This window comes from Methylobacterium terricola (assembly GCF_006151805.1).
In the GTDB taxonomy this organism is placed as follows: domain Bacteria; phylum Pseudomonadota; class Alphaproteobacteria; order Rhizobiales; family Beijerinckiaceae; genus Methylobacterium; species Methylobacterium terricola.
Map to the genome: position 1 here is coordinate 1 of NZ_VDDA01000080.1, position 3916 is coordinate 3916.

Genomic DNA, 3916 nt, shown 5'->3' on the forward strand with positions numbered 1-3916 from the left:
TCAACCGCGCCCGCCGCTTGCCCGTCCGCTACGAACGCCGCGCCGACATCTACGAGGCCTTCACGTTCCTGCAGGCAAGCCTCATCACCCTCCGCCAGATCAGGCGGTTCTGTTAGGCGCTCTAAAGCGGCCTCTCGCGGGAGGAGCTGGAAGCCGAGGTGCGACGGCTGCGTGAGCGGGTCCGGCACGGCACCCTGGACGCGGCCCGCCAAAATGCGGTGTTCGAGAGCGCCCTGGACTTCGCGATCATCGTGACGGACCGCGAGGGCACCATCACGGGATGGAACAGCGGCTCCGAGCACGTCATGGGCTGGACCGCCGAGGAGATGCGCGGCCAGGACGCTGCCCGTTTCTTTACGCCCGAGGACCGAGCCAACGGCCGGGTCGCCTACGAGATGACCACTGCCCTGAAACATGGGCGTGCCCAGGATGAACGCTGGCACCTCAAGCAAGGCGAGGAGCGGTTCTGGGCCTCCGGCGAGATGATGCCGCTGCGGGACGAGGACGACCGGCACATCGGCTTCGTCAAGATCATGCGCGACCGCACCGCCGAGCACCTGGCCGGGGTTGCTCTTCGCGAAGGCGAGGAACGACGCAAGGCACTGCTGGAACTGAGCGACCAGCTCGCCGAGCACGATAGCGACACCGCCAGCCTCGCCGACGTGGCGAGTGGTATCCTGGGTCGGGCCCTTGGGGTGCAGCTCGTTGGCTACGGCCTGGTGGACCCTGAGACCGAGACAATCACGGTGGAGCGCGACTGGACCAGTGACGGCGCACACTCCATCGCCGGTCTGCTCAGGTTTCGGGATTTCGGCTCCTACATCGAAGACATCAAGCAGGGCGAAACGGTTGTCATTGGTGATGCCCGTACCGACCCACGCACCAAAGACTACGCTGCGGCGTTGGAGGCAATCAACGTCCGGGCTTTGGTCAACACGCCGGTGTTCGAGCACGGCCGCTTGGTCTCGCTGCTGTTTGTCTGTAGCGCTAAACCGCGCGAATGGGCCGAGGACGAACTCGCGTTCATCCGCGAGGTGGCGGCACGCACCCGCGCCGCCACGGCACGGCGGATGGCCGAGAACGCGCTCCGCGCCAGCGAAACCCAACTGCGCCTTGTGACGGATGCGCTGCCGTTCCTGGTCGCGTTCGTGGATCACTCGCTGACCTACCGGTTTGCCAATGCCGCCTATCGGGACTGGTTCGGCCTGGCACCGGAGCAGGTCGTAGGGCGGACTGTGCCCGAGATCGCAGGCGCGGAGGGGTATGCGGCACGCCGGGCAGGGATCGAGCGCGCGCTGGCAGGCGAGCCGGTACGGATGGACCTAGACTGGCCGTGGCCGAACGGGGAACGGCGCGTGGCCGACATCCGCTATCTGCCCCGCCATGACGCCAGCGGCGCGGTGGATGGGTTCTACGTCTTCGTTCAGGATGTGACCGCCCTGCGGGATGCGGCGGCAGTGCTGTCCGCACGGGCCGACACCCTAGCCCATGAGGTGGCCGAACGGACCGAGGAACGGGACCGGATGTGGGAAACCTCACCGGACCTGATGCTTGTGATCGACTTCGACGGCATGTTCCGCAGGGTCAATCCAGCGTGGACGCGTCTGCTGGGCTATATGCCAGAGGAGCTGGTCGGGCATCACGTCAACGAGTTTGTCATCCCAGACGACCACGCCGAGACAGTTGATGCCTACAACCACGCGGCGACTGGCGGGCAGCCCCGCGTGGTCAACCGCTACCGCCATAAGGATGGCTCAATACGTTGGATTTCGTGGTCGGCCGCGCCTGCCGGCATGATGACCTATGCCACCGGTCGCGACATCACGGCGGACAAGGAACAGGCCCAGGCGCTCGAAGCGACCGCTGAGGCCTTACGGCAGTCGCAGAAGATGGAGGCGGTCGGTCAGCTCACCGGTGGCGTCGCCCACGACTTCAATAACCTGCTGACCATCATCCGCTCGTCGGTGGACTTCCTGCGTCGGCCGAACCTCCCCGAGGAGCGGCGCAAGCGGTACATGGATGCGGTCTCCGACACGGTCGAGCGAGCCGCCAAGCTGACGGGGCAGCTGCTGGCGTTCGCTCGGCGCCAGGCGCTCAAGCCCGAGGTGCTGAACGTCGGCGAGCGCCTGCGCGCGGTCGCCGACATGCTCGACACCGTGACCGGCGCGCGGGTGCGGGTAGTGACCGACCTGCCGGACACGCCCTGCTTCATCAAGGCGGACCAGAGCCAGTTCGAGACGGCCCTGATCAACATGGCCGTCAACGCTCGGGATGCGATGGAGGGCGAGGGCACACTGACCCTGCGGCTGACGTGTAGTCTGCCGATGCCCCCAATCCGGGGGCACGGCGGCGGCCCTGGCCCGTTTGCCAAGATCGAGCTGAGTGACACCGGCAGTGGTATTGCCGAGGGAGATCTGGGAAAGATCTTCGAGCCGTTTTTCACCACCAAGGAGGTCGGCAAAGGCACCGGCCTCGGCCTGTCACAGGTGTTCGGGTTCGCCAAGCAGTCGGGCGGCGACGTGGACGTGCACAGCCTGGTCGGCGCGGGCACCACGTTCGCCCTCTACCTGCCTGAGGTCGCAGCACCGGCCGAGGAGGCGGCCGACATGGAGGACAGTGGCCCCGCACCGGATGGCCGAGGCCTCAAGGTACTGGTGGTCGAGGACAATATCGAGGTCGGTAAATTCGCGACGCAGATCCTCGAGGACCTGGGTTACCGCACCGAGTGGGTCGCCAATGCCGAAACCGCCCTGAAACGCCTCGGTCCGGATGGCGACGGGTTCGATGCAGTGTTCTCGGACGTGGTGATGCCGGGAATGGGCGGGATCGCCTTGGCCGAGGAGCTGCGCCGTCGCCTACCCACGCTGCCGGTCGTGCTGGCCTCCGGCTACAGCCATGTGCTTGCGCAGAACGGCAATCATGGGTTCGAGCTGCTACACAAGCCCTACTCGGCCGATCAGCTCTCCCGCGTGCTGCGCCGGGTCGTCCATGCCAGACGAGGGCGCTAATCGCTGCCCTCGGCTGTTTCGCGGCCGGTAGCCCTCAGCGCGGCCAGATTGCCGCGCAGCTCCATACCTTTGACCCGGCGGCCACGGCTCATGGCTCGGAGCGTGTCTGCGGTCGCATGATGACCGTCTTCCTCCATCAGGTCGGCAAACTCAGCCAGCTCCTGGGCCATGCCCTCCTGCTCGATGATTTCGGCGATCATCGCATCCACAAGCCGCCTGTGTGTGTTGGTCATCGGTTGCCGTTAGGAAATTTGGGGTGCGTGTGAATTGATAGCGGTTGGCCTCGGCACAAGACAACGCCGATCGCGTCCGGCTACGGATGGAATTGCGCAGAGCACAAAAGGGCTTATGGCCAAGCTTGCCGGTCAGACCCTCAGCGGCTCGGGCTTATGCTCGTCTGGCACCACTTCCTTGAGGTGGTGAAAGACCACCTCGGCGCTGAACGGCTTGCCGACGAACCGAGCCCCCTCCGGCATGTCCTCGGGACCTGGCCGGGCCCGGCCGGAGGCCACGACGATCGAGATGTGCGGCCAGTGCGCGGCGGTATGGCGGGCCAGCGCGAACCCATCCTGGGCACCGGGCATCTGCACGTCGGTGAACAGCAGCACGATGGCGGGGTGATGCTGGCGGAGGACGCCTAACGCCTCCTCGACGTGAGACGCTTCAAGGGTCTGGAACCCGGCGTCTGCCAGCATCTCGGCAGCGTTCATGCGGATCAGGGGGTCGTCATCGACCACCAGGGCGCAGGGAGAGGTGTGATGATCGACATTTTCCATCATGGACTAAGAGCGCCTAACAGAACCGCCTGATCTGGCGGAGGGTGATGAGGCTTGCCTGCAGGAACGTGAAGGCCTCGTAGATGTCGGCGCGGCGTTCGTAGCGGACGGGCAAGCGGCGGGCGCGGTTGA

3 protein-coding genes and 2 pseudogenes are annotated in these 3916 nt (G+C 65.9%); 2 read left to right on the forward strand and 3 right to left on the reverse strand.

Annotated features, from left to right (window positions below; all coding sequences use genetic code 11):
- Together FF100_RS36570 and FF100_RS36575 are read left to right on the forward strand one after the other, a co-directional pair.
- Nucleotides 1-116 (forward strand): annotated as a pseudogene (locus FF100_RS36570) (IS5/IS1182 family transposase); the annotation flags it as partial.
- Between the two features lie 42 nt (nt 117-158).
- Nucleotides 159-3008 (forward strand): PAS domain-containing protein, encoded by a 2850-nt coding sequence (locus FF100_RS36575; protein WP_139040902.1) that lies wholly within the window; start codon nt 159-161, stop codon nt 3006-3008.
- Here the strand turns inward: FF100_RS36575 and FF100_RS36580 are convergent.
- The 3 genes and pseudogenes from FF100_RS36580 to FF100_RS36590 form a co-directional block, all read right to left on the reverse strand.
- Entirely contained in the window at nt 3005-3241 is a 237-nt protein-coding gene (locus FF100_RS36580; RefSeq protein WP_139040903.1) for a hypothetical protein, read from the reverse strand. The two genes, FF100_RS36575 and FF100_RS36580, sit on opposite strands and share 4 nt — an antisense overlap.
- A 132-nt stretch (nt 3242-3373) precedes the next feature.
- On the reverse strand, nt 3374-3787 hold the full coding sequence (locus FF100_RS36585) for a response regulator (RefSeq protein WP_246102804.1): 414 nt from the start codon (nt 3785-3787) through the stop codon (nt 3374-3376).
- Nucleotides 3788-3800: 13 nt separating this feature from the next.
- Nucleotides 3801-3916: pseudogene (locus tag FF100_RS36590) on the reverse strand (IS5/IS1182 family transposase); the annotation flags it as partial.

What these genes read in the sequence shown, in the direction of transcription:
- FF100_RS36580 (WP_139040903.1), bottom strand. Translation starts at nt 3,241, where the DNA reads ATGACCAACACACACAGGCGGCTTGTGGATGCGATGATCGCCGAAATC.
- FF100_RS36585 (WP_246102804.1), bottom strand. Translation starts at nt 3,787, where the DNA reads ATGATGGAAAATGTCGATCATCACACCTCTCCCTGCGCCCTGGTGGTC.